This is a genomic window from Rhodopseudomonas palustris, from assembly GCF_003226555.1.
In the GTDB taxonomy this organism is placed as follows: domain Bacteria; phylum Pseudomonadota; class Alphaproteobacteria; order Rhizobiales; family Xanthobacteraceae; genus Rhodopseudomonas; species Rhodopseudomonas palustris_I.
Genome location: NZ_QKQS01000023.1, coordinates 64,351 through 82,791, shown reverse-complemented (window position 1 = coordinate 82,791; position 18,441 = coordinate 64,351). Strand labels below are relative to the sequence as shown.

The 18,441-nt window shown below is 67.4% G+C and carries 14 protein-coding genes; 8 read left to right on the top strand and 6 right to left on the bottom strand.

Annotated features, from left to right (window positions below):
• Window positions 1-165 precede the first annotated feature (165 nt).
• The 5 genes from smc to DNX69_RS12950 all read right to left on the bottom strand — a co-directional run bounded on the left by smc (window position 166) and on the right by DNX69_RS12950 (window position 6,579).
• Window positions 166-3,630 (bottom strand): chromosome segregation protein SMC, encoded by a 3,465-nt coding sequence (smc, locus tag DNX69_RS12980; protein ID WP_110786407.1) that lies wholly within the window; start codon window positions 3,628-3,630, stop codon window positions 166-168.
• A 328-nt stretch (window positions 3,631-3,958) separates the two neighbouring features.
• Entirely contained in the window at window positions 3,959-4,171 is a 213-nt protein-coding gene (locus tag DNX69_RS12975) for a type II toxin-antitoxin system HicA family toxin (protein ID WP_110786406.1), read from the bottom strand.
• A complete protein-coding gene (locus DNX69_RS12970) occupies window positions 4,168-4,371 on the bottom strand; it encodes a type II toxin-antitoxin system HicB family antitoxin (protein WP_110786405.1) in 204 nt (67 codons plus the stop codon). Before DNX69_RS12970 ends, DNX69_RS12975 begins: the two co-directional genes overlap by 4 nt.
• A gap of 911 nt (window positions 4,372-5,282) precedes the next feature.
• Window positions 5,283-5,957 (bottom strand): DsbA family protein, encoded by a 675-nt coding sequence (locus tag DNX69_RS12955; RefSeq protein WP_110786403.1) that lies wholly within the window; start codon window positions 5,955-5,957, stop codon window positions 5,283-5,285.
• Window positions 5,958-6,099: 142 nt separating this feature from the next.
• Window positions 6,100-6,579 carry a DUF721 domain-containing protein gene (locus tag DNX69_RS12950; RefSeq protein WP_110787604.1) on the bottom strand — a complete coding sequence of 160 codons (480 nt, stop codon included), beginning with the start codon at window positions 6,577-6,579 and terminating at the stop codon, window positions 6,100-6,102.
• 28 nt (window positions 6,580-6,607) lie between these two features.
• Between DNX69_RS12950 and mutY the strand changes: the two genes are divergently transcribed.
• The 8 genes from mutY (at window position 6,608) to DNX69_RS12910 (ending at window position 16,516) form a co-directional block, all read left to right on the top strand.
• Window positions 6,608-7,735 (top strand): A/G-specific adenine glycosylase, encoded by a 1,128-nt coding sequence (mutY, locus tag DNX69_RS12945; protein ID WP_110786402.1) that lies wholly within the window; start codon window positions 6,608-6,610, stop codon window positions 7,733-7,735.
• 166 nt (window positions 7,736-7,901) lie between these two features.
• Window positions 7,902-8,435 carry a PAS domain-containing protein gene (locus DNX69_RS12940; RefSeq protein WP_110786401.1) on the top strand — a complete coding sequence of 178 codons (534 nt, stop codon included), beginning with the start codon at window positions 7,902-7,904 and terminating at the stop codon, window positions 8,433-8,435.
• Window positions 8,401-9,720 (top strand): methyl-accepting chemotaxis protein, encoded by a 1,320-nt coding sequence (locus tag DNX69_RS12935; RefSeq protein ID WP_283809349.1) that lies wholly within the window; start codon window positions 8,401-8,403, stop codon window positions 9,718-9,720. Before DNX69_RS12940 ends, DNX69_RS12935 begins: the two co-directional genes overlap by 35 nt.
• A gap of 167 nt (window positions 9,721-9,887) precedes the next feature.
• A complete protein-coding gene (locus tag DNX69_RS12930) occupies window positions 9,888-10,424 on the top strand; it encodes a PAS domain-containing protein (RefSeq protein WP_110786399.1) in 537 nt (178 codons plus the stop codon).
• Entirely contained in the window at window positions 10,387-11,709 is a 1,323-nt protein-coding gene (locus DNX69_RS12925) for a methyl-accepting chemotaxis protein (RefSeq protein ID WP_110786398.1), read from the top strand. Before DNX69_RS12930 ends, DNX69_RS12925 begins: the two co-directional genes overlap by 38 nt.
• Window positions 11,710-12,014: 305 nt before the next feature.
• A complete protein-coding gene (locus tag DNX69_RS12920) occupies window positions 12,015-13,121 on the top strand; it encodes an efflux RND transporter periplasmic adaptor subunit (protein ID WP_110786397.1) in 1,107 nt (368 codons plus the stop codon).
• A complete protein-coding gene (locus DNX69_RS12915) occupies window positions 13,122-16,217 on the top strand; it encodes an efflux RND transporter permease subunit (protein ID WP_110786396.1) in 3,096 nt (1,031 codons plus the stop codon).
• Window positions 16,214-16,516, top strand: a complete 303-nt coding sequence (locus DNX69_RS12910) for a DUF3240 family protein (protein WP_110786395.1) — start codon at window positions 16,214-16,216, stop codon at window positions 16,514-16,516. Before DNX69_RS12915 ends, DNX69_RS12910 begins: the two co-directional genes overlap by 4 nt.
• 3 nt (window positions 16,517-16,519) lie before the next feature.
• Here the strand turns inward: DNX69_RS12910 and DNX69_RS12905 are convergent, their stop codons facing one another.
• On the bottom strand, window positions 16,520-18,343 hold the full coding sequence (locus DNX69_RS12905) for an SLC13 family permease (protein WP_110786394.1): 1,824 nt from the start codon (window positions 18,341-18,343) through the stop codon (window positions 16,520-16,522).
• Window positions 18,344-18,441 lie beyond the last annotated feature (98 nt).

Sequence of the window (18,441 nt, the reverse complement as noted above, 5' to 3'; positions counted from 1 at the left end):
CGGCGGGTCGGGTGGGGGAAAGTCCCACACTCAGTCCCCGGGGTACCCCCACCCCGGCCTCCGCTTCGCTCGGCCGACCCTCCCCGCAAGGGGGAGGGGGACTAGCAGCGCATCGCGCGATAACAAGAAAGCTCGGTCTCAGCGCGCGTTTTGTACGCCCAGTTCTCACGCCACGTTCTGATCCAGAATATCGACCGCGCCCTGGAGGTCGACGGAGACCAGCTGCGACACGCCGCGTTCGGCCATGGTGACGCCGAACAGGCGGTTCATGCGGGCCATGGTGATCGGGTTGTGGGTGATGGTGATGAACCGCGTTTCCGTGGTCTTCGCCATGTCGGTGAGCAGATCGCAGAACCGTTCGACGTTGTGGTCGTCGAGCGGCGCGTCGACTTCGTCCAGCACGCAGATCGGCGACGGGTTGGTGAGGAACACCGCGAAGATCAGCGCCATCGCGGTCAGCGCCTGCTCGCCGCCCGAGAGCAGCGACAGCGACTGCGGTTTCTTGCCCGGCGGCTTGGCGATGATGTCGAGGCCGGCTTCGAGCGGATCGTCGCTCTCGATCAGCTTCAATTCGGCTTCGCCGCCGCCGAACAGCGTGGTGAACAGCCGCTTGAAGTGGCCGTTGACGACGTCGAACGAGGCGAGCAGCCGCTCGCGGGCTTCCTTGTTCAGGCTCTGGATGCCGGTGCGCAGCTTCTTGATCGCCTCGACCAGATCGTCGCGCTCGGCCGCCAGCGTGCCGTGCTGGGTCTCGACCTCGTTGAGCTCTTCTTCGGCGCGCAAATTGACGGCGCCGAGCCGCTCGCGGTCGCGGCGCAGCTTTTCCAGGCTCTCTTCGATCTCGGCGAGCGGCGGCAATTCGGCGCCCTCGGTGATCTCGGCGAGCTGAGCGGCGGCCTGCGGCTCGACCTCGAGCATGTCGCGGATTTCGCGCTCGACGTCTTCGAGCCGGCGGCGGGCCGCTTCCATCCGCTCTTCGGCGCGGGCGCAGGCTTCGCGGGCGCTGGAGAGCTGTTCGAGCGAGGCCTTCGCCAAGCGGTCGGTCTCGCTCATCGCCTGCTCGGCGGCAGCCAGCGCGTCGGCGGCGGCGCGGCGATCGGCCTCGGCGAATTCGATCTCGGTGATCACCGCGCTGCGCTTCTCGGCGAACACTTCCGGCGCGTTGTCGAGTTCGGCGCGTTCGGCGGTGAGTTCGGCGACACGCTCTTCGACGGTGGCGATCTGCGACGCCGCGCCGGCTTTGCGCTTCTGCCAGTCCATCCGCTCGGCGGCGATCGCCTGCAGCCGCTTGTCGGCGAGCTCGGCTTCGCGCGCCAGCGCCTGGGCTTCGGCGCGGATCTGCGCGGCGATGCGGCGACGGCCGTCGATGTCGCCGCGCACCGCGGCGAGGCGGCCCTCGGCCTCGGTGTTCGGCTCCAGCTCGGCGATCTGGGCTTCGGCGTTCTCCAGCGCGGCTTCGGCTTCGGCGCGGTCGGTGGCGAGGCGCGACTGCGCTTCGGCCAGCGCCGATTTGCGCGCGGCGTGGCGGTTGACCTCGCGCTCGGCGGCGGCGAAGCGCTCGCGCGCGGCGTCGACCTCGCGGCGGGCGCCGCGCAGGCTCTCGCGCGAGGCGGTCTCGGCAGCGGCCGCCATCTTCAGATCGGCTTCGGCGGTTTCCAGCGTCTGGCGCTTGGCGGTGGCCTCGATCCGGGCCTGCTCGAGCTCGTTCTCGATGTCGGTCAGGCGCGCGCGTTCGGCGAGGCGGCGGGCGGCGCCGGTCGGCGCATGCGCGGAGGCGACGAAGCCGTCCCAGCGCCAGACGTCGCCGTCGAGCGACACCAGCCGCTGGCCGGTCTTGAGCTGTTCGCACAGCTCATTGCCGCGCTCCTTGGTGACGACGCCGATCTGGGCGAGGCGGCGGGCCAGCTCCGGCGGCGCGGTCACGTGCTGCGCCAGCGCCTCGACGCCCTCCGGCAGCGCCGGGTCTTCCGGCTGCACGCCGACATCGGTCCAGCGCATCGGCGCCGAGGGGTCGACCGGCGCGTCGAGATCGTCGCCGAGAACGGCGCCGATCGCTTTTTCATAGCCCTTGGCGACGGTGATGCCGTCGATGATCGGCGGCCACAGATTCTTGGTCTCGCCGTTGAGGATCTTGCTGATGGTCTTGGCTTCGGTCTCGAGCCGCTGCACCTTCTTTTCGGCATCGACCAGCGGCGCCCGCGAGCCGTCCAGCGTCTGCCGCGCGGTGATCTGGGCGGCTTCGGCCGCCTGCACCGCGGCTTCCTGCTCGGCCAGCAGCTCCTGGGCGATCTCGACCGCTTCGGCGAGTTCGGTGAGGTCGCCGGCCCCGGAGGTTTCGGCGGCCAGCCGATCGATCTCGCTCTCGACTTTCTTGATCTCGGTGTCGAGCCGCGCCAGCCGGTCGCGATGGGTGCGGACACTCTGCTCGAACTGGTTGCGACGCGCGGTCAGCTCGGCGAGCTGGGTGGTGAGTTCGGCGAACAGCTGCTCTGCTTCGCCCAGCGAGGCATCGGCTTCGGCGACGCGCTCGTCGACGCCGCTGCGCTTCTCGACCCGCTCCAGGATCTCCTCCCGCAGCTCGACGTCTTCGGTGTCGAGCCGTTCCAGCGCGGCGTCGGCGTCGATCGCCAGCCGCTGCTCGCGTTCGACGTCGGAGGAGAACTGCGCCAGCCGCCGCTCCAGTTCGACCACGCGCTCTTTGGCGCGGACCTCTTCGCGGTCGAGCTGTTCGCGGGCGTTGATCAGCCGCTGCAGGCCGGCGGCGGCGCGGGCTTCGGCTTCGCGCAGACCGGGCAAGGTGGAGGCGCGGTCGGCCTGGATGCGCGAGGCTTCGGCCTGCACACGGGTGCATTCGGCGAGCTGGCGCACCCCGAGATCGTGCACCTCGGCGGCCGCGCCGACCTCGGCCTGCGCGTCGCACCAGCGCAGATGATACAGCATCGCCTCGGTCTTGCGGACCTTGGCGGCGACCTCGCGGAACCGGATCGCCTGGCGGGCCTGCTTCTTAAGGCCGTCGACCTGAGTCGACAGCTGGCCGATCACGTCCTCGACGCGGGTCAGGTTGGTTTCAGCCGCCTTCAGCCGCAGCTCGGCTTCGTGGCGGCGGGCATGCAGACCGGCGACGCCGGCGGCGTCTTCCAGCACGCGGCGGCGCTGTTCCGGCTTGGCCTGGATGATTTCACCGATCTTGCCCTGGTGGACCAGCGCCGGCGAGCGGGCGCCGGTGGCGGCGTCTGCGAACAGCAGCTGCACGTCGCGGGCGCGGACTTCGCGGCCGTTGATGCGATATTGCGAGCCGGCCTCGCGCTCGATCCGGCGCGAGATGTCCAGGGTGTCGGAATCGTTCAACGCCGCCGGCGCGGTCCGATCGGAATTGTCGATCGACATCACCACTTCGGCATGGTTGCGCGCCGGACGGTTGCCCGAGCCGGCGAAGATCACCGCGTCCATATCGGTGGCGCGCAGCGATTTATGCGAGGTTTCGCCCATCGCCCAGCGCAGCGCTTCCACCAAGTTCGATTTGCCGCAGCCGTTCGGCCCGACCACGCCGGTCAGACCCGGCTCGATCATGAAGTCGGTGGGCTCGACGAACGACTTGAAGCCGTGGAGGCGGAGACGCGTGAGTTTCATCTGGTCCGATGCTCTATGGGCCGCAGGTTCCCGCGGCTGCAGCGAATCTCTCAAGCAGGACAATACCATAGGTTGTCCCGCCCGGTCGCAACTCGCTCGCAGCCGGTGGCGGCGTTAGCCGGCGACAATGGCCGCCGATTAAGGCATGAGCAACCACGCCAGCGGGCTTTTCCACGGCGGGATTCGCCGAAAAAGCGCGATAAATCTGGGGATTTCGCGGGCGGAGCAGTGAGCGAGGAGACTGCTCTGTCGGGGGCGGCTCTCGGCGGCTGAAGCGCCGAACGTACTGTTCAGGTGCCATCAGCATCCAAAGCGCTCGCGGCCTGCGCTACGAGTTCAAGTCTTCGTCGCTGATCTGCGCGAGTTTCATCAAGTGACGCAGCAGACCGGTTTTCAAAGCGGTGTTGCCGTGAATTGGAACAGAGAGCCGAATAGCGCTGCCCGGCTTGCCGTAAATGTGGTGGCTGCCGCTGACGCGTAGTAAAATCCAGCCACGCTGCTCGATCAGTCGAGCAAACGCGCGGCCGGAGACCGAGGTCACGTCGTCAATTCCAGCATCTGCTCGTTACCACCGGGGGCGGGCGGCGCCACCTCGATCGACAGGCATCCCTCGACCGCCTCCCGGAGATTGCGCATCAATTCGTCCATCGTCTCGCCCTGGGTCGCGCAGCCCGGAATTGCCGGTACTTCGGCCCAGTAGCCGCCTTCTTCCGCTTCGTGCACCACGATCTTGATCTTCATCATCGATCTCCTTGCAGGCTTGTCGTGCGTTGACGGCGCATCGTCAGCGAGTGACCCAAATGTCGAGACGTCGACGATTACAGATCGCCGCGCTCGGCACGCACCGCTTCGGCCGGCGCAACGGAAAGGCGTACTTCAGGTCGGCTACGCAATCGCACTCGCTATTCATCGAGCGTCGGCCGCTTCGCGCGACGATCAATCTCGCTGGTTAAGTAGTCAGTCAGCGATAAGCCTGCCAATGCCGCACGCGACTTCAGCCGGCGGAGAAGCGCGGCCCGGACGCTGCGTGGCTTGGTCGTTGTCTTCATGCCGAGAGCATAAAGGCTGTCGGCATCGCTCCTCAATACCGATCTGGAAGCGGTGACGCGGACGAGGATCGATTCTCCGGTCGTCCGCCGCACCATTGCCTCTGGCTGCGGCCGAAAAGCGGTGCGCCGTCCGCCGCGACGTTGTCTCGACAATATTCCCACAAGGACTATAGTCCGCGTCGTCCTGTCCGTGAGGGGCGCTTCTCGAGGGCGCTTGGAAGCCAATGTTGTTTACGAAGGTCGCGGCGAGCTTGATCTGCTCATTCGCGGCGTTCTGAGCCAGCTTTGCCATGGATGCTACTTACTCCCTGCGGGAGAAGGCGATGAGCCTCAGCAGTCGATAGCGTAGCGTTCAATACTCGTGTGAAAATTGCAAGGATGAGCCTCCGGCTTTTGGTATGCCTCACCTCCCGCGGTCATCGCCCGGCTTGTCCGGGCGACCCAGTATTCCAGAGCGATTGTCGTACCGCTCAATGCTGGCAGCTCAGGCTCTGGGTACTGGATCCCCGCCTTCGCGGGGATGACGATTGATCAGGTGCGGTTGACTTCAGAGCGGCGGCTCGACGACGCGAGTGGACCGCTTTGTTACCAGCGCCCCCCGCCTCAGCTCTTCTTCGCCAGCAGGGCGTCGATGCGCTTGGAGAATTCTTCGAACGAGTTCTCGCCGCGCAGCATTTCGCCGTTGATGAAGAAGGTCGGGGTAGCGTTCACCTTCAGCACTTCGTTGGCGTATTTCTGGTCGGCGGCGATCTTGTCGAGCAGCTTCTGGTCCTTCAGGCAGGCTTCGACCTCTTCGCCCGACAGGCCGGCCTGCTTGCCGATGCGCTTGAGCTGATCGGTGGTGTCCTTCAGGACCCACTCGGTCTGGCTCTTGAACAGCACGTCGGTGACCGCGAAGTACTTGGCGCCGTCGTCCTTGGCGATGCAGCGCGACAGCATCGAGCCGGCGGCGGCCTTGATGTCGAGCGGGAATTCCCGGAACACGTAGCGGATCTTGCCGGTGTCGATGTAGGCCTTCTTGATCTGCGGGAACACCTGCTCGTTGAACGCGGCGCAGTGCGAGCAGGTCAGCGAGGCGTATTCGGTGACGGTGACGGCGGCGTCCTTCGGGCCGAGCGCCATGTCGGGCAGCGACATCGGCTTGGCGACGTCGGCGGCGGTCGCCGCGTCCTTGCTCTGAGCGAAGGCTGTGTCGATCAGCCGGAACGGCGAGATGCCGGCGACGGCGAAGACCCCGGTCAGCGACAGAGCGGCGGTGAAAGTGCGGCGCGTGATCATCGGCAAACAGCTCCAGTTCGGCGGGGCACGCCGCGGACAACGATATGTCAGCGGCGCTTCCGCCGCACGACCTTGCGATGTCGCTAGCTTGAAACGGCAATTGTGGCAATGCCGGGCCTGAACACCGCGAAAAAGCCCGGCGTCACTTCCGCTTGATCGTCGCACCGAGCCGCGCCAGCGCGTCGCGCAGCTCCTGGTCGGCGACCTCGTCCAGCGTCGCGGCGACGCGCGCGACCGCCGCCGGATCGGGGGCGCGCGGCACGGTCTTGCGTGGCCGGCGCGACAGCGGTGCCTGGCGCAGCGCGATCCGCCCCACCGCGTTCCAGCCGAGGAAGCGGTTGACCCGCTCCAGGATCAGGTCGGACGAATGCTGGATTTCCAGCGCCATCGGGCCTTCGACCCGCAGCACCAGCGTCGCCGGCTCCACCGGCTGGCCTTCGACCGGGCGTGGCCACTGCATCTTCAACGGCTCGGAATGCGCCGCGATCTGCGCACCGGCGATCTCGGCCCAGCGCGTCACCAGCTCGCGCGCCGCAAAGCCCTGCTTGGCGAACGCTTCGGACAGCGTCGCGCCCAACAGGCCGGACAGCGGTTTGGCGGAGATCGGGCCGGGCTTGCTCATGCAGGGACGCTTTGCGACGATACCGCCCATGAGTCTAGCAGGCGCGGCGCCGCGGCGGAAACAATCCCCGGTCATCACAGCGGATCACGAGGCGGACGGCGGGGCCACGCGCGCCCGGCCGCAAGCGCTGCTCGCCTGGTACGACCGGCATCGCCGCACCTTGCCGTGGCGGGCACTGCCGGGCGGCGTCGCCGATCCTTACGCGGTGTGGCTGTCGGAAATCATGCTGCAGCAGACCACGGTGCGGGCGGTTGGGCCGTATTTCGCCAAGTTCATGGCGCGGTGGCCGAGCGTCACGGCGCTGGGCGAGGCTTCGCTCGACGACGTCCTGAAGATGTGGGCCGGGCTCGGCTACTATTCGCGCGCCCGCAACCTGCACGCCTGCGCGGTGGCGGTGACGCGCCAGCATGGCGGCCGCTTTCCCGACACCGAGGACGGGCTGCGCGCGCTGCCCGGCGTCGGGCCGTACACCGCGGCCGCCATCGCGGCGATCGCGTTCGGCCGCCGGACCATGCCGGTCGACGGCAATATCGAGCGGGTGGTGTCGCGGCTGTACGCGGTCGAGGACGAACTGCCGAAGGCCAAGCCGCGCATCAAGGCGCTGGCCGAGACGCTGCTCGGCCCCTCGCGGGCCGGCGACAGCGCCCAGGCGCTGATGGATCTCGGCGCCACGATCTGCACACCGAAGAAACCGGCCTGCGCGCTGTGCCCGCTGATGCAGGGCTGTGCGGCACGGCTGCGCGGCGATGCCGAGAGCTTTCCGCGCAAGGCGCCGAAGAAGACCGGGGCGCTGCGCCGCGGCGCCGCTTTCGTGGTGATCCGCGGCGATCAGGTGCTGGTCCGCAGCCGGCCCGCCAAGGGGCTGCTCGGCGGCATGACCGAGGTGCCGAACTCCGACTGGCTGCCCGAGCAGGATGACGCCGCCGCCAAGGCTCAGGCGCCGGCGGTGAAGGGCGTCACGCGCTGGCATCGCAAGGCCGGCGTCGTCAGCCATGTGTTCACCCACTTCCCGCTGGAGCTGACGGTGTATGTGGCGCAGGCCCCGGCCGGGACCCGGACCCCCGCCGGCATGCGTTGGGCGCAGATCTCGACGCTTGCGGACGAGGCTTTGCCCAATTTGATGCGCAAGGTGATCGCTCACGGTCTGGGCGAGTGAGGCATTAAAATACCGTTCGTAGGTATCTCGTTGCTTTCAAGCGGTATTTGGATGGTGCCAATATCAATATTGTGAACTTTAGTCATTCACCTTTGGTGGAATAAACTCATTTGCAACAGTTCTGCGAATAACGAGCAGGCGCACATGAGTTCCATCGAGGTTGTCTATGCGCCACGTCACGCCCAGCGGACGGGAGGCCTTCTTCCCAGCGTCTGAATTGATCGTTTCCAAGACCGACACCAAGGGACGGCTGACCTACGCCAACCGGCTGTTCTGCGACATCGCCGGTTATCGCGAGGCCGAGCTGATCGGTCAGCCGCACAACATCATCCGCCACCCGGACATGCCGCGCGCGGTGTTCAAGCTTCTGTGGGACGCGGTGCAGCAGGGCCGCGAGATCTTCGCCTATGTGAAGAACATGACCCGCACCGGCGACCACTATTGGGTGTTCGCGCACGTCACCCCGTCGTTCGACGGCACCGGGCGGACCGTCGGCTATCACTCCAATCGCCGCGCGCCGGACCGCGCCGTGCTCGAAGGCGCGATCATCCCGCTCTACGCCGACATCCTCCGCACCGAGCGAAGCCACGCCAATGGCAAGGACGCGTTGTCCGCCGGCTGTCATGCGCTGTCCGATTTCGTTGCTTCCCGGAAGGCCTCCTATGATGAACTCATGTTCTCTCTCCAAAGCGCGGCTTGATGTCGCCGGACTGATCATCGCCGCGGGCGCGGCGGTGGTGTGCGGCGTGTTCGACTACGACGTCGCCGCGATGGTGATGCTGGCCGTGGTGGTGGCGTTGGCCGGCATGGCGCTGTTGCGTATTTCCCAGACGCTGCGGTTGCTCGGCGAGGCCAGCGACGTCTGCCGCCGCATCGCCGACGGCGATTTCGAGGCGCGGATCCTCGGCATTCCGGACGATGGCCGCACCGGCACGCTGCTGTACGCGATCAACAATATGATCGATGATTGCGACGCCTTCGTCCGCGAGGCGACCGCGGCGATGACTGCGATGCATCATAACAAGTACTTCCGCCGCATCCTGCCCGGCGGCTTGCACGGCGCGCTGCTGCACGGCGCCGGCGCCATCAATGCCGCCGCCGGCAACATCGAGGGCCGGATCAAGAGTTTCGAAGGCCGCACCGCGGAGCTGGAGGCGACCACGAGCGAAATCGTCATGGCGCTCGACCGCGGCTCGGCGCAGATGAAAGACACCGCGGGTACGCTGACGGTCGGCGCCTCGTCGGCGCGCGAGCGGCTCGCCTCGGTGGCAGCCGCCTCGGAGCAGGCCGCCGCCAACATGCAGTCGGTCGCCTCCGCGACCTCCGAGCTGACCTCGAGCGCCAGCGGCGTGCGCGCTGAAATCGATCGGTCCGCCGCGATCGTGTCGCGCGCGGTCAGCAGCGTCGGCGAGGCCAGCGGCAGTGTCGACGCGCTGCAGCAGGTCGCGCAGAACATCGGCGAGATGGTCAAGGCGATCCAGGCGATCGCCAGCCAGACCAATCTGCTGGCCCTCAACGCCACGATCGAGGCCGCACGGGCCGGCGATGCCGGCCGCGGCTTCGCCGTGGTGGCGCACGAGGTCAAGGCGCTGGCATCGCAGACGGCACAATTCACCGACCAGATCGAGGCCCAGGTCGGGCAGGTTCACGGCGCCGCCGGCGCGGTCAGTCAGTCGATCGGCGAGATCGGAACCGTGATCGCCGAGATCGACAGCATTACTCACCAGGTCGCAGATGCTGCCGGCGCGCAGTCGCAGTCGACCGCCGAGATCGCCCGCAACATCGACGAGGCGTTCGCCGTCGTCCGCGAGATCTCCGACACGATCCGTGTGCTCGCCGGCAACGCCAAGGACAATGAACGCGCCGCGGCGTCGACGATGACGACCTCGGCGGAACTGTCGTCGCAGTCGGAACAGCTCGCCCAGCAGATCAGCGGCTATCTCGGTCAGGTGCGCAAGGAACTTGTGGAACAACGCGCCGCCTGAACGACGGCGCTGGGACGCAACGGATCGTGGGCCTCCGTCGGTTCAACGACGGAGGCTTCGTATGACTACGGATTTCGCCGCAGCGCCACGCGCGCGGGGGGAGCTTTAAGACAAATTCAAACGACTGATCCTACCAAGCATTGGCATGTTGTCCGAGGAGTGAGGCGATGGCTGTCCAAATTCGGCCGACCGGCAAGGAAGTGTTCTTTCCGGCAGGCGAGCTGATCGTGTCCAAGACCGATCTGAAGGGCCGTATCACCTATGCCAACCGCACCTTCTGCCACATCGCTGGCTATAGCGAGGCGGAACTACTCGGCCAGCCGCACAGCATCATCCGTCATCCAGACATGCCGCGCGCGGTGTTCCGCCTGGTGTGGGACACCATCGCGGCGGGCCGCGAGATCTTCGGCTACGTCAAGAACATGGCGCGCAGCGGCGACCATTATTGGGTGTTCGCGCATATCACGCCGTCGTTCGATGAAAACGGCAAAATCGTCGCCTATCACTCAAACCGCCGCACACCGGATCCCAGCGTGGTCGCGGGCGCGATCGCGCCGCTCTATGCCGAGGTGCTGCGGGTCGAGCAGAGTCACGCCAACGGCAAGCAGGCGGTCGAGGCCGGCCTCAAGGCGCTGACGGATTTCGTCGCCTCCAAGAAGGTCAGCTATGACGAACTTATGTTCGCTCTCCAAAGCGCAGCTTAACATCGCCCTCATTATCGTTGCGTCGTCGATCGCGCTGGCGCTGGAGGCGCTGGACTATCGCGGCGCCGCGATGACGATCCAGAGCTTCGCGATCGTGGCGACGTGCGTCGCGCTGTACCGCATGGTGCAGACCACGCGGCTGATCGGGCAGGCCCGCGACGTCTGCCAAAGGATCGCCGCCGGCGACTTCGAGGCGCGCATTCTGCATATTCCCGACAACGGCCGCACCGGCGACATGCTGCGCGCCGTCAACGACGTGATCGACGGCTGCGACGCCTTCGTGCGCGAAGCCACCGCCGCGATGGACGCGGTGCAGCACCGCCGTTACTTCCGCCGCATCCTGCCGGGCGGACTGCACGGCGCGCTGCTGCGCGGCGCCAAGACCATCAACGCCGCCACCGACAGCATCGAGGCGCGGATCGACAGTTTCGCCCAGCAGGCGGCGCAACTCGAAACCGCGGTGAGCGACGTGGTGTCGTCGCTCGACGAGGATTCCCGCGGCATGCGCGACACTGCCGGCAGCCTCACCAGCGGTGCGTCGCTGACCCGCGAACGCCTGACCACGGTCGCGGCGTCCGCCGAGCAGGCCAGCAGCAACATGCGCAGCGTCGCCGCGGCCACCACCCAATTGTCGGCCAGCGCCCGCGAGGTCGGCGCCGAGATCGGCCGCTCCGCCGAAGTGGTGGGACGCGCCGTGACGCAGGTGTCGGAAGCTTCCGCCAACGTCGCCAGCCTGCGCAGCGTCGCCGAGCGCATCGCCGAGGTGGTGAAGTCGATCGAAGTGATCGCCGGCCAGACCAATCTGCTCGCACTGAACGCCACCATCGAGGCGGCGCGTGCCGGCGAGGCCGGCCGCGGCTTTGCGGTGGTTGCGGCCGAAGTGAAGGCACTGGCCGAACAGACCGCCAAATTCACCGGCGAGATCGAGGCCCAGGTCGAGCACGTCCACAGCGCCGCCGACCTCGTCAGCCGTTCGATCGGCGACATCGGCGCGGTGATGACCGAGGTCGACGACATCACCGCAGCGGTCGCCGGCGCGGCCGAAGCGCAATCGGCCGCCACCGCCGACATCGCCAAGAACATCGAGCAGGCCTACGACGTGGTCAGCGAGATTGCCGAGAGCATCCAGACGGTGACCGCCAGTGCCCGCGACACCGAGCAATCCGCGGCATCGACCATGACCGCCTCGACCCATCTGTCGTCGCAGTCGGAGACGCTGGCGCACCGGATTCGTGACTATCTCGTCCGTGTCCGCGCCGACATGCTGGCCCAGCGCGCGGCCTGAAGTCCGGCGACCAGTCAGTCGTCATTGCGAGGAGGCGAAGCCGACGAAGCAATCCAGGAACGCCGTAGGCGGCCTCCTGGATCGCTTCGCTGCGCTCGCGATGATGTCGTGGGGCAGTCTGGAGCTTGCTGCGAATAGCTGGCAGTCAGCTGCGGTCACCTGACAGCGGCCGAGGCTCCGACTGCGCTCGCCTCTGTCAGCGTCCTGTCAGCCGCGCGGGCATAGATGAGCAGCTCGTTGCGGCGGCTGCGGGGAGCCGGCGCGTCCGGCATCTTTGGGCCGGCACAGGTGCCAGTGACAGACCTATGCTTCGCCTTTCGACCATTTGGCTTCTGCTGGTTGCCGCCGTGCTGGCGTGCGGGCCCGCGCGCGCCGGCGACGAATTGTCGATTTCCAAGCAGCAGGCCGAACGGGTCGGGATCGAGACCTCGCCGCTGGAGAAGCAGCCCGCCGCAGCCGGCCTCAGCTTCCCCGGCAAGATCGCAGTGCCGCCGGATCGCAGCCGGCTGATGAACGCGCCGCTCGGCGGCCGGATCGAGCGGCTGTTGGTGCGGATCGACACGGTGGTGAAGGCTGGCGATCCGCTCGCCGAGATTCAGAGCCCGGCGCTCGCCAACGCCCAGGCCGAATATCTGGTCGCCTATAACAAAGAACGGCTGCTCAAGACCAATCTCGACCGCGAGACGCAGCTCGCGCCCTATGGCGCTGTCACCAAGAAGCAGGTGATCGTCACCCAGAGCGAATACGAACAGGCCAAGGCCACCGCCGCCGAGCGTCGTCAGGCGCTGCTGCATGTCGGCATGACCGAAACGGCGGTCGAGACCCTCGCGGCGAGTCAGAAGCTCGATCCCAGGCTGACGCTGATCGCCCCGATCGACGGCGTGGTGCTGGAAAGTCCGACCACGCCCGGCCAGACCGTCGAGGCGTTGGCGCTGGTGTTTAGGCTGGCGCAGCTCGCGCCGCTGTGGGTCGAGATCCAGGTGCCGGCGCTGCGGGCCGATGAGTTCACAGTCGGCGCTCACGTCACGCTGCGCGGCCATGACTGCGCCGGCAAGGTGGTGTCGATCGGCTCCAGCGTCGAGCCGACGTCGCAGACCGTGATCGTCCGCGCCGAGTTCGACGAGCCCGATGCCGACCTGCGGCCCGGCCAGGTGGTCGAGGCACAGATCGCGCCCGTCACCAGCGGCTCGGCCGAATGGCGGGTCAACAGCGCCGCGATGGTGCGCCGGGGCAAGGATGCCTTCGTGTTCGTGCAGACCGACAGCGGCTTCGTCGCGACGCCGGTGAAGGTGCGCGCGGAGCTGCCGCAATTCGCCGTGGTCAGCGGCGGCTTCCGCGGTGACGAGCGGATCGCGGTGCGCGGCATCGCCGCGCTGAAGGGCGCCTGGCAGGGGCTCGGTGGGGTCGAGTAGATGCTGACCCGTCTCGTCGAGTTCTCGCTGTCGCATCGCCTGCTGATAGTGCTGGCCACGCTGGTGCTGATCGGCGCCGGCGTGCTGGCGTTCCGGCATCTGCCGATCGACGCCTTCCCGGACGTGTCGCCGGTCCAGGTCAAGATCATCATGAAGGCCCCGGGCATGACGCCTGAGGAAGTCGAGACCCGGGTGACGATGCCGCTCGAGCTGGAAATGCTTGGCATCCCCAACAAGACCATCCTGCGCTCGACCACCAAATACGGCCTCGCCGACGTCACCATCGATTTCGCCGACGGCGTCGACATCTACTGGGCGCGCAATCAGGTTGCCGAACGGCTGGCTTCGGCGATGAAGGACATGCCGGACGGCCTCACTGGAGGTCTGGCGCCGATCACCACGCCGCTCGGCGAGATGTTCATGTTCACCATCGAGGGCGGCGACCTGACAATGGCGGAGCGGCGGACATTGCTCGACTGGACAATCCGTCCGGCGCTCCGCACGCTGCCCGGCGTGGCCGACGTCAATTCGCTCGGCGGCTTCGTCCGCAGCTTCGAGATCGTCCCCGACAATCTGGCGATGGCCTCGCACGGCATCTCGATCGATACGCTGGAGAAGGCGATCGAGAAGAACAACCGCAACGGCGGCGCTGGGCGGCTGTCGGCGGGTGAGGAAGTGCTGCTGGTTCGCGTCGACGGCCAAGTCCGCAACCTCGACGATCTGCGCAACATCGTGCTGGCCTCGCGTGACGGCGGCATGGTGCGGGTGCGCGATGTCGCCGAGGTGCGGATCGGCAGTATCACCCGCTACGGCGCGGTGACGCGCGACGGCCAGGGCGAAGCGGTGCAGGGCCTGGTGCTCGGCCTGCGCGGCGCCAATGCCCGCGACGTCGTCGACGGCGTTCGCGCCAAGTTCAAGGAGCTGGAGCCGACGCTGCCGAAGGGCGTGACGCTGAACGTGTTCTACGACCGCGGCGATCTGGTCGGCCGCGCCGTCGGCACGGTGTCGAAGTCGCTGCTCGAAGCCGTGGTGCTGGTGATCGTGCTGTTGATCCTGTTTCTCGGCGATTGGCGCGCCGCGCTGGTAGTGGCGCTGACGCTGCCGCTGTCGGCGCTCGCCACCTTCGTGCTGATGCGCTGGGCCGGCATGTCCGCCAATCTGATGAGCCTCGGCGGCCTTGCGGTGGCGATCGGCATGCTGATCGATGCCTCGGTGGTGGTGGTCGAAAACGTCGTGTCGCATCTGGCGCATGATCGGCACGCCGCGCAGGTGCCGCTGCTGCACCGGATCTATCAGGCGCTGCGCGAAGTGGTGGTGCCGGTGACGTCGGGCATCGGCATCATCGTCATCGTGTTCCTGCCGCTGCTGACGCTGCAGGGGCTGGAAGGCAAGCTGTTCATCCCGGTGGCGCTGGCGATCGTGTTCGCGCTCGGCTCGTCGCTGCTGCTCGCGCTCACCGTGATCCCGGTGCTGGCATCGTTGCTGCTGAAGACCGCCGGTCATCACGACACCTGGCTGGTGCGCAAGATCAGCGCCGGCTACATGCCGGTGCTGCGGTTCGCGCTGCGTCACGAGAAGGCTGTCCTGGCGGTCTCGGCGCTGGCGCTGGTCGCCACCGTGTTCGCCTACGGCCAGCTCGGCAAGATCTTCATGCCGACGATGGAAGAGGGCACGCCGATCATCAGCGTCGAGAAGCTGCCGTCGATTGGGCTCGAACACAGCGTCGATCTCGACCTCAAGATCCAGCGGGCCGTGATGGAAGCGGTGCCCGAAGTGAAGAGCATCGTCGCCCGCGTCGGCTCCGACGAGCTCGGCCTCGATCCGATGGGGCTGAACCAGACCGATACTTACGTCATCCTCAAGCCCGAGGCGGAGTGGCGCCGGCCGCACGACAAGGACTGGCTGATGGGCGAAGTGCGCAAGGCGCTCGCCGGCTTCCCCGGCATCGGCTTCTCCTTCACCCAACCGATCGAGATGCGGGTGCAGGAGATGATCATCGGCGCCCGCGGCGACGTGGTGGCCAAGATCTTCGGCACCGACATTCCGACGCTCAACAGGCTGGCCGAACAGATCACTGCGACGCTGAAGACGCTGAAGGGCGCCGAAGACGTCCGCACCACGCTGAACGAAGGTTTCGAATACTACAATGTCGCGATCGACCGGCTGCAGGCCGGCCGCCTCGGGCTCGACGTCGACGCGCTGACCGAGGCGCTGCGCACCCAGATCGAGGGCCGCCAGGCCGGCATCGTGGTCGAACAGGGCCGTCGCACGCCGGTGCTGATCCGCGGCACCGAGGCGTTCCGCGAATCCCCGGCCAGGCTTCCCGGCATCAATCTGGTGCTCGGCGACGGCAAATCGGTGCCGCTCGCCAATGTCGCCCGGCTGGAGCGGATCGACGGACCGGTGAAGATCGACCGCGAGAACGGCCGCCGGCTGGCGCTGGTGATGAGCAACGTCTCGGGCCGCGATCTGGTCGGCTTCGTCGACGAGGCCAAGGCGGCGGTCGCCGCGCGGGTCGAACTGCCGGAAGGCACCAGCATCGTCTGGGGCGGCCAGTTCGAGAACCAGCAGCGCGCCGCGGCGCGGCTCGGCATCGTGGTGCCGATCGCGCTCGCGTTGGTGTTTCTGCTGCTGTTCGTCACCTTCTCGTCGCTGCGACAGTCGCTGCTGGTGTTCATCAACATCCCGTTCGCGCTGATCGGCGGCGTGTTCAGCCTGCTGATCACCGGCGAGTATCTGTCGGTGCCGGCGTCGGTCGGCTTCATCGCGCTGCTCGGCATCGCCGTGCTGAACGGCCTGGTGCTGGTGTCGTATTTCAACATGCTGCGCGGCCAGGGACTGCCGCCGGATCAGATCGTCGAGCTCGGCGCGCAGCGCCGGCTGCGGCCGATCCTGCTGACCGCCAGCATCACCGCGTTCGGCCTGGTGCCGTTGCTCTACGCCACCGGTCCGGGCGCCGACGTGCAGCGGCCGCTGGCGGTGGTGGTGATCGGCGGCCTCGTCACCTCGACACTGCTCACGCTGGTGATCCTGCCGGTGCTGTATCGCCGCTTCGGGATTCCGCCCGCTCCGAAGACGCAGGAGCCCCAGCCATGAGCGCGATGGTGCTGACGCTGCTGGTGCCGGTGGCGCTGAAGGACGACGTGATCGCCGCGATGCTGGCGCACGAGCCGACCGCACGCGTAGGCTTCTCCGCCCGCGAGGTCGAAGGTTATGGCCGCGACGTCGACTACGACAGCGTGGTCGAACAGGTTCGCGGACATACGCTGTCGGCTGAGATCGTCGTCACCGCCGAAGCGGCCGAGCTGCGCGCGCTGCTCGATGCGCTCGGCGACAAACTGGCGGGCCGCGGTCTGCGCTGGCGGCTGGTCGCGGCAACGGCCGGGCTGCTGTAACGATCAGATCGGCCACACGATCAGCAGCATCGGCACTGCGACCACGAGTACCACCAGTTCGAGGGGCAAGCCCATCCGCCAGTAATCGGAAAATCGGAAGCCGCCCGGGCCCATGATCAGCGTGTTGTTCTTGTGGCCGATCGGGGTGAGGAAGGCGCAGGACGCCGCGATCGTCACCGCCATCAGGAACGTATCGGGATTGCCGCCGACGCGGTGGGCGAGGTCGATCGCGATCGGCCCGGCGACCACGATGGTGGCGACGTTGTTGAGCACGTCGGACAGTGCCATGGTGGCGACCATCAGCGCCACCAGTGCCACGATCGGCGAATAGCCCTGCGTCACCTCGCCGATCCAACCCGCCACCAGCGCAGTGCCGCCGACACGATCGAACGCCGCGCCGATCGGCAGCAGGCAGGCCAGCATCACCACCACCGGCCACTCGATGGTCGAGTAGAAGTCGCGCGCCGGCACCAGGCCGAACGCCGCATAGGCCACCACCGCCATCGCGATCGCCACCGTGAACGACAGCAGCCCGAACGAAGCCGCGGCGATCGCCGCGACGAACAGCCCGACGGTCAGCGCGACTTTCCAGGCCCGATACGGCGCGACGTTGATGGTGTTGACCGGCAGCAGCCGCATCGAATTCAGCGTCGCGGTCGAGGCCGCGCCGGGCCCGGCCAGCAGCAGCACGTCGCCGGCTTCGATCAGGCGGTCGCCGACCTTTTCGCGCGCCAGCTTGCCGGCGTGGGAAATGCCGAGCAGCGTCAGTCCGAACCGTTTGCGCAGCCGCAACGCTGCCGCAGACTGGCCGACCAGATAGGAGTCGGCGCGGACCACCACTTCGACGATGGCCGATCCGCCGCTGCGTTCCTTGGCGTCGCCGTCGTCCTTGCCGGCGTCGCTGCGCTTACGCGCCGGCGCGTCCTGCTCCTCGCCTTCGGCGGACGATGCTTCCTGCAAATTAGTCGCCTTGATGAAGGCGGCGATGGCGTCGCCGGAGCCCTTCACCACCAAGAGGTCGTCCGGCGCGATGGTGTAGAGCCGGGCACCGCTCCGCCGCAGCGTGCCGTCCCGGATCAGGCCTGTGATCAGCACATCGGCGTTCTCGGCGTCGTCCTCGAACTCGGCGACCAGCTTGCCGACCGCGGGCGACTCCTTGCCGACCTCGAGCTCGGCTTCGAACGAGGATTCCGAGGCGAGCTCCGCGGCGCTGTCGCCGCGGCGCGGCACCAGCCGCCAGCCGATCAGCGCGACGAAGATCACGCCGGCGATCGCCACCGCGACGCCGACCGGTGCGAAGTCGAACATCCGGTACGGCTGGCCGAGCTGTTCGGCGCGGATCGAGGAGGCGATGATGTTCGGCGGGGTGCCGATCAGCGTCGTCATGCCGCCGAGGATGGTGGCGAACGACAGCGCCATCAGCGTCATGCCCGGCGGCCGTCCCGCTTTGCGCGCCGCCTGGATGTCCATCGGCATCAGCAGCGCCAGCGCCGCGACGTTGTTGATCACTGCCGATAGCGCCGCCGCGATGCCGCCGACCAGCGCGATATGCGTGCCGATCGGCCGCTTGTCGTCGACCGCCCATTGCGCCACCACGCCGAGCACGCCTGAATTCTCGAATGCGCGCGAGGCGATCAGCACCAGCGCGACCACCACCACCGCGGGATTGGAGAAGCCGGAGAACGCCGCATCCTGCGGCACCAGCCCGAGCGCCACCGCGATGAATAGTCCGGCCGCGGCCACCAGATCGTGGCGGAACCGGCCCCACACCAGCATCGCCAGGATGGCGGCGAACAGGGCGAACAGCAGAATCTGGTCGAGCGTCATGGCGCGGATCGCAGTCTCGAAGGGTGAGAGGAGGCGGGACGGAACTCGCCGGTGGAACGGAGCGGCGGGCTTCAACGCACAAGCTGCGGAACCGTCCC

What these genes read in the sequence shown, in the direction of transcription:
- DNX69_RS12940 (WP_110786401.1), top strand. Translation starts at nt 7,902, where the DNA reads ATGCGCCACGTCACGCCCAGCGGACGGGAGGCCTTCTTCCCAGCGTCT.
- DNX69_RS12955 (WP_110786403.1), bottom strand. Translation starts at nt 5,957, where the DNA reads ATGATCACGCGCCGCACTTTCACCGCCGCTCTGTCGCTGACCGGGGTC.
- DNX69_RS12905 (WP_110786394.1), bottom strand. Translation starts at nt 18,343, where the DNA reads ATGACGCTCGACCAGATTCTGCTGTTCGCCCTGTTCGCCGCCATCCTG.
- DNX69_RS12925 (WP_110786398.1), top strand. Translation starts at nt 10,387, where the DNA reads ATGACGAACTTATGTTCGCTCTCCAAAGCGCAGCTTAACATCGCCCTC.
- DNX69_RS12915 (WP_110786396.1), top strand. Translation starts at nt 13,122, where the DNA reads ATGCTGACCCGTCTCGTCGAGTTCTCGCTGTCGCATCGCCTGCTGATA.
- DNX69_RS12935 (WP_283809349.1), top strand. Translation starts at nt 8,401, where the DNA reads ATGAACTCATGTTCTCTCTCCAAAGCGCGGCTTGATGTCGCCGGACTG.
- DNX69_RS12950 (WP_110787604.1), bottom strand. Translation starts at nt 6,579, where the DNA reads ATGAGCAAGCCCGGCCCGATCTCCGCCAAACCGCTGTCCGGCCTGTTG.
- DNX69_RS12930 (WP_110786399.1), top strand. Translation starts at nt 9,888, where the DNA reads ATGGCTGTCCAAATTCGGCCGACCGGCAAGGAAGTGTTCTTTCCGGCA.
- DNX69_RS12920 (WP_110786397.1), top strand. Translation starts at nt 12,015, where the DNA reads ATGCTTCGCCTTTCGACCATTTGGCTTCTGCTGGTTGCCGCCGTGCTG.
- DNX69_RS12910 (WP_110786395.1), top strand. Translation starts at nt 16,214, where the DNA reads ATGAGCGCGATGGTGCTGACGCTGCTGGTGCCGGTGGCGCTGAAGGAC.
- DNX69_RS12970 (WP_110786405.1), bottom strand. Translation starts at nt 4,371, where the DNA reads ATGAAGATCAAGATCGTGGTGCACGAAGCGGAAGAAGGCGGCTACTGG.
- mutY (WP_110786402.1), top strand. Translation starts at nt 6,608, where the DNA reads ATGAGTCTAGCAGGCGCGGCGCCGCGGCGGAAACAATCCCCGGTCATC.
- smc (WP_110786407.1), bottom strand. Translation starts at nt 3,630, where the DNA reads ATGAAACTCACGCGTCTCCGCCTCCACGGCTTCAAGTCGTTCGTCGAG.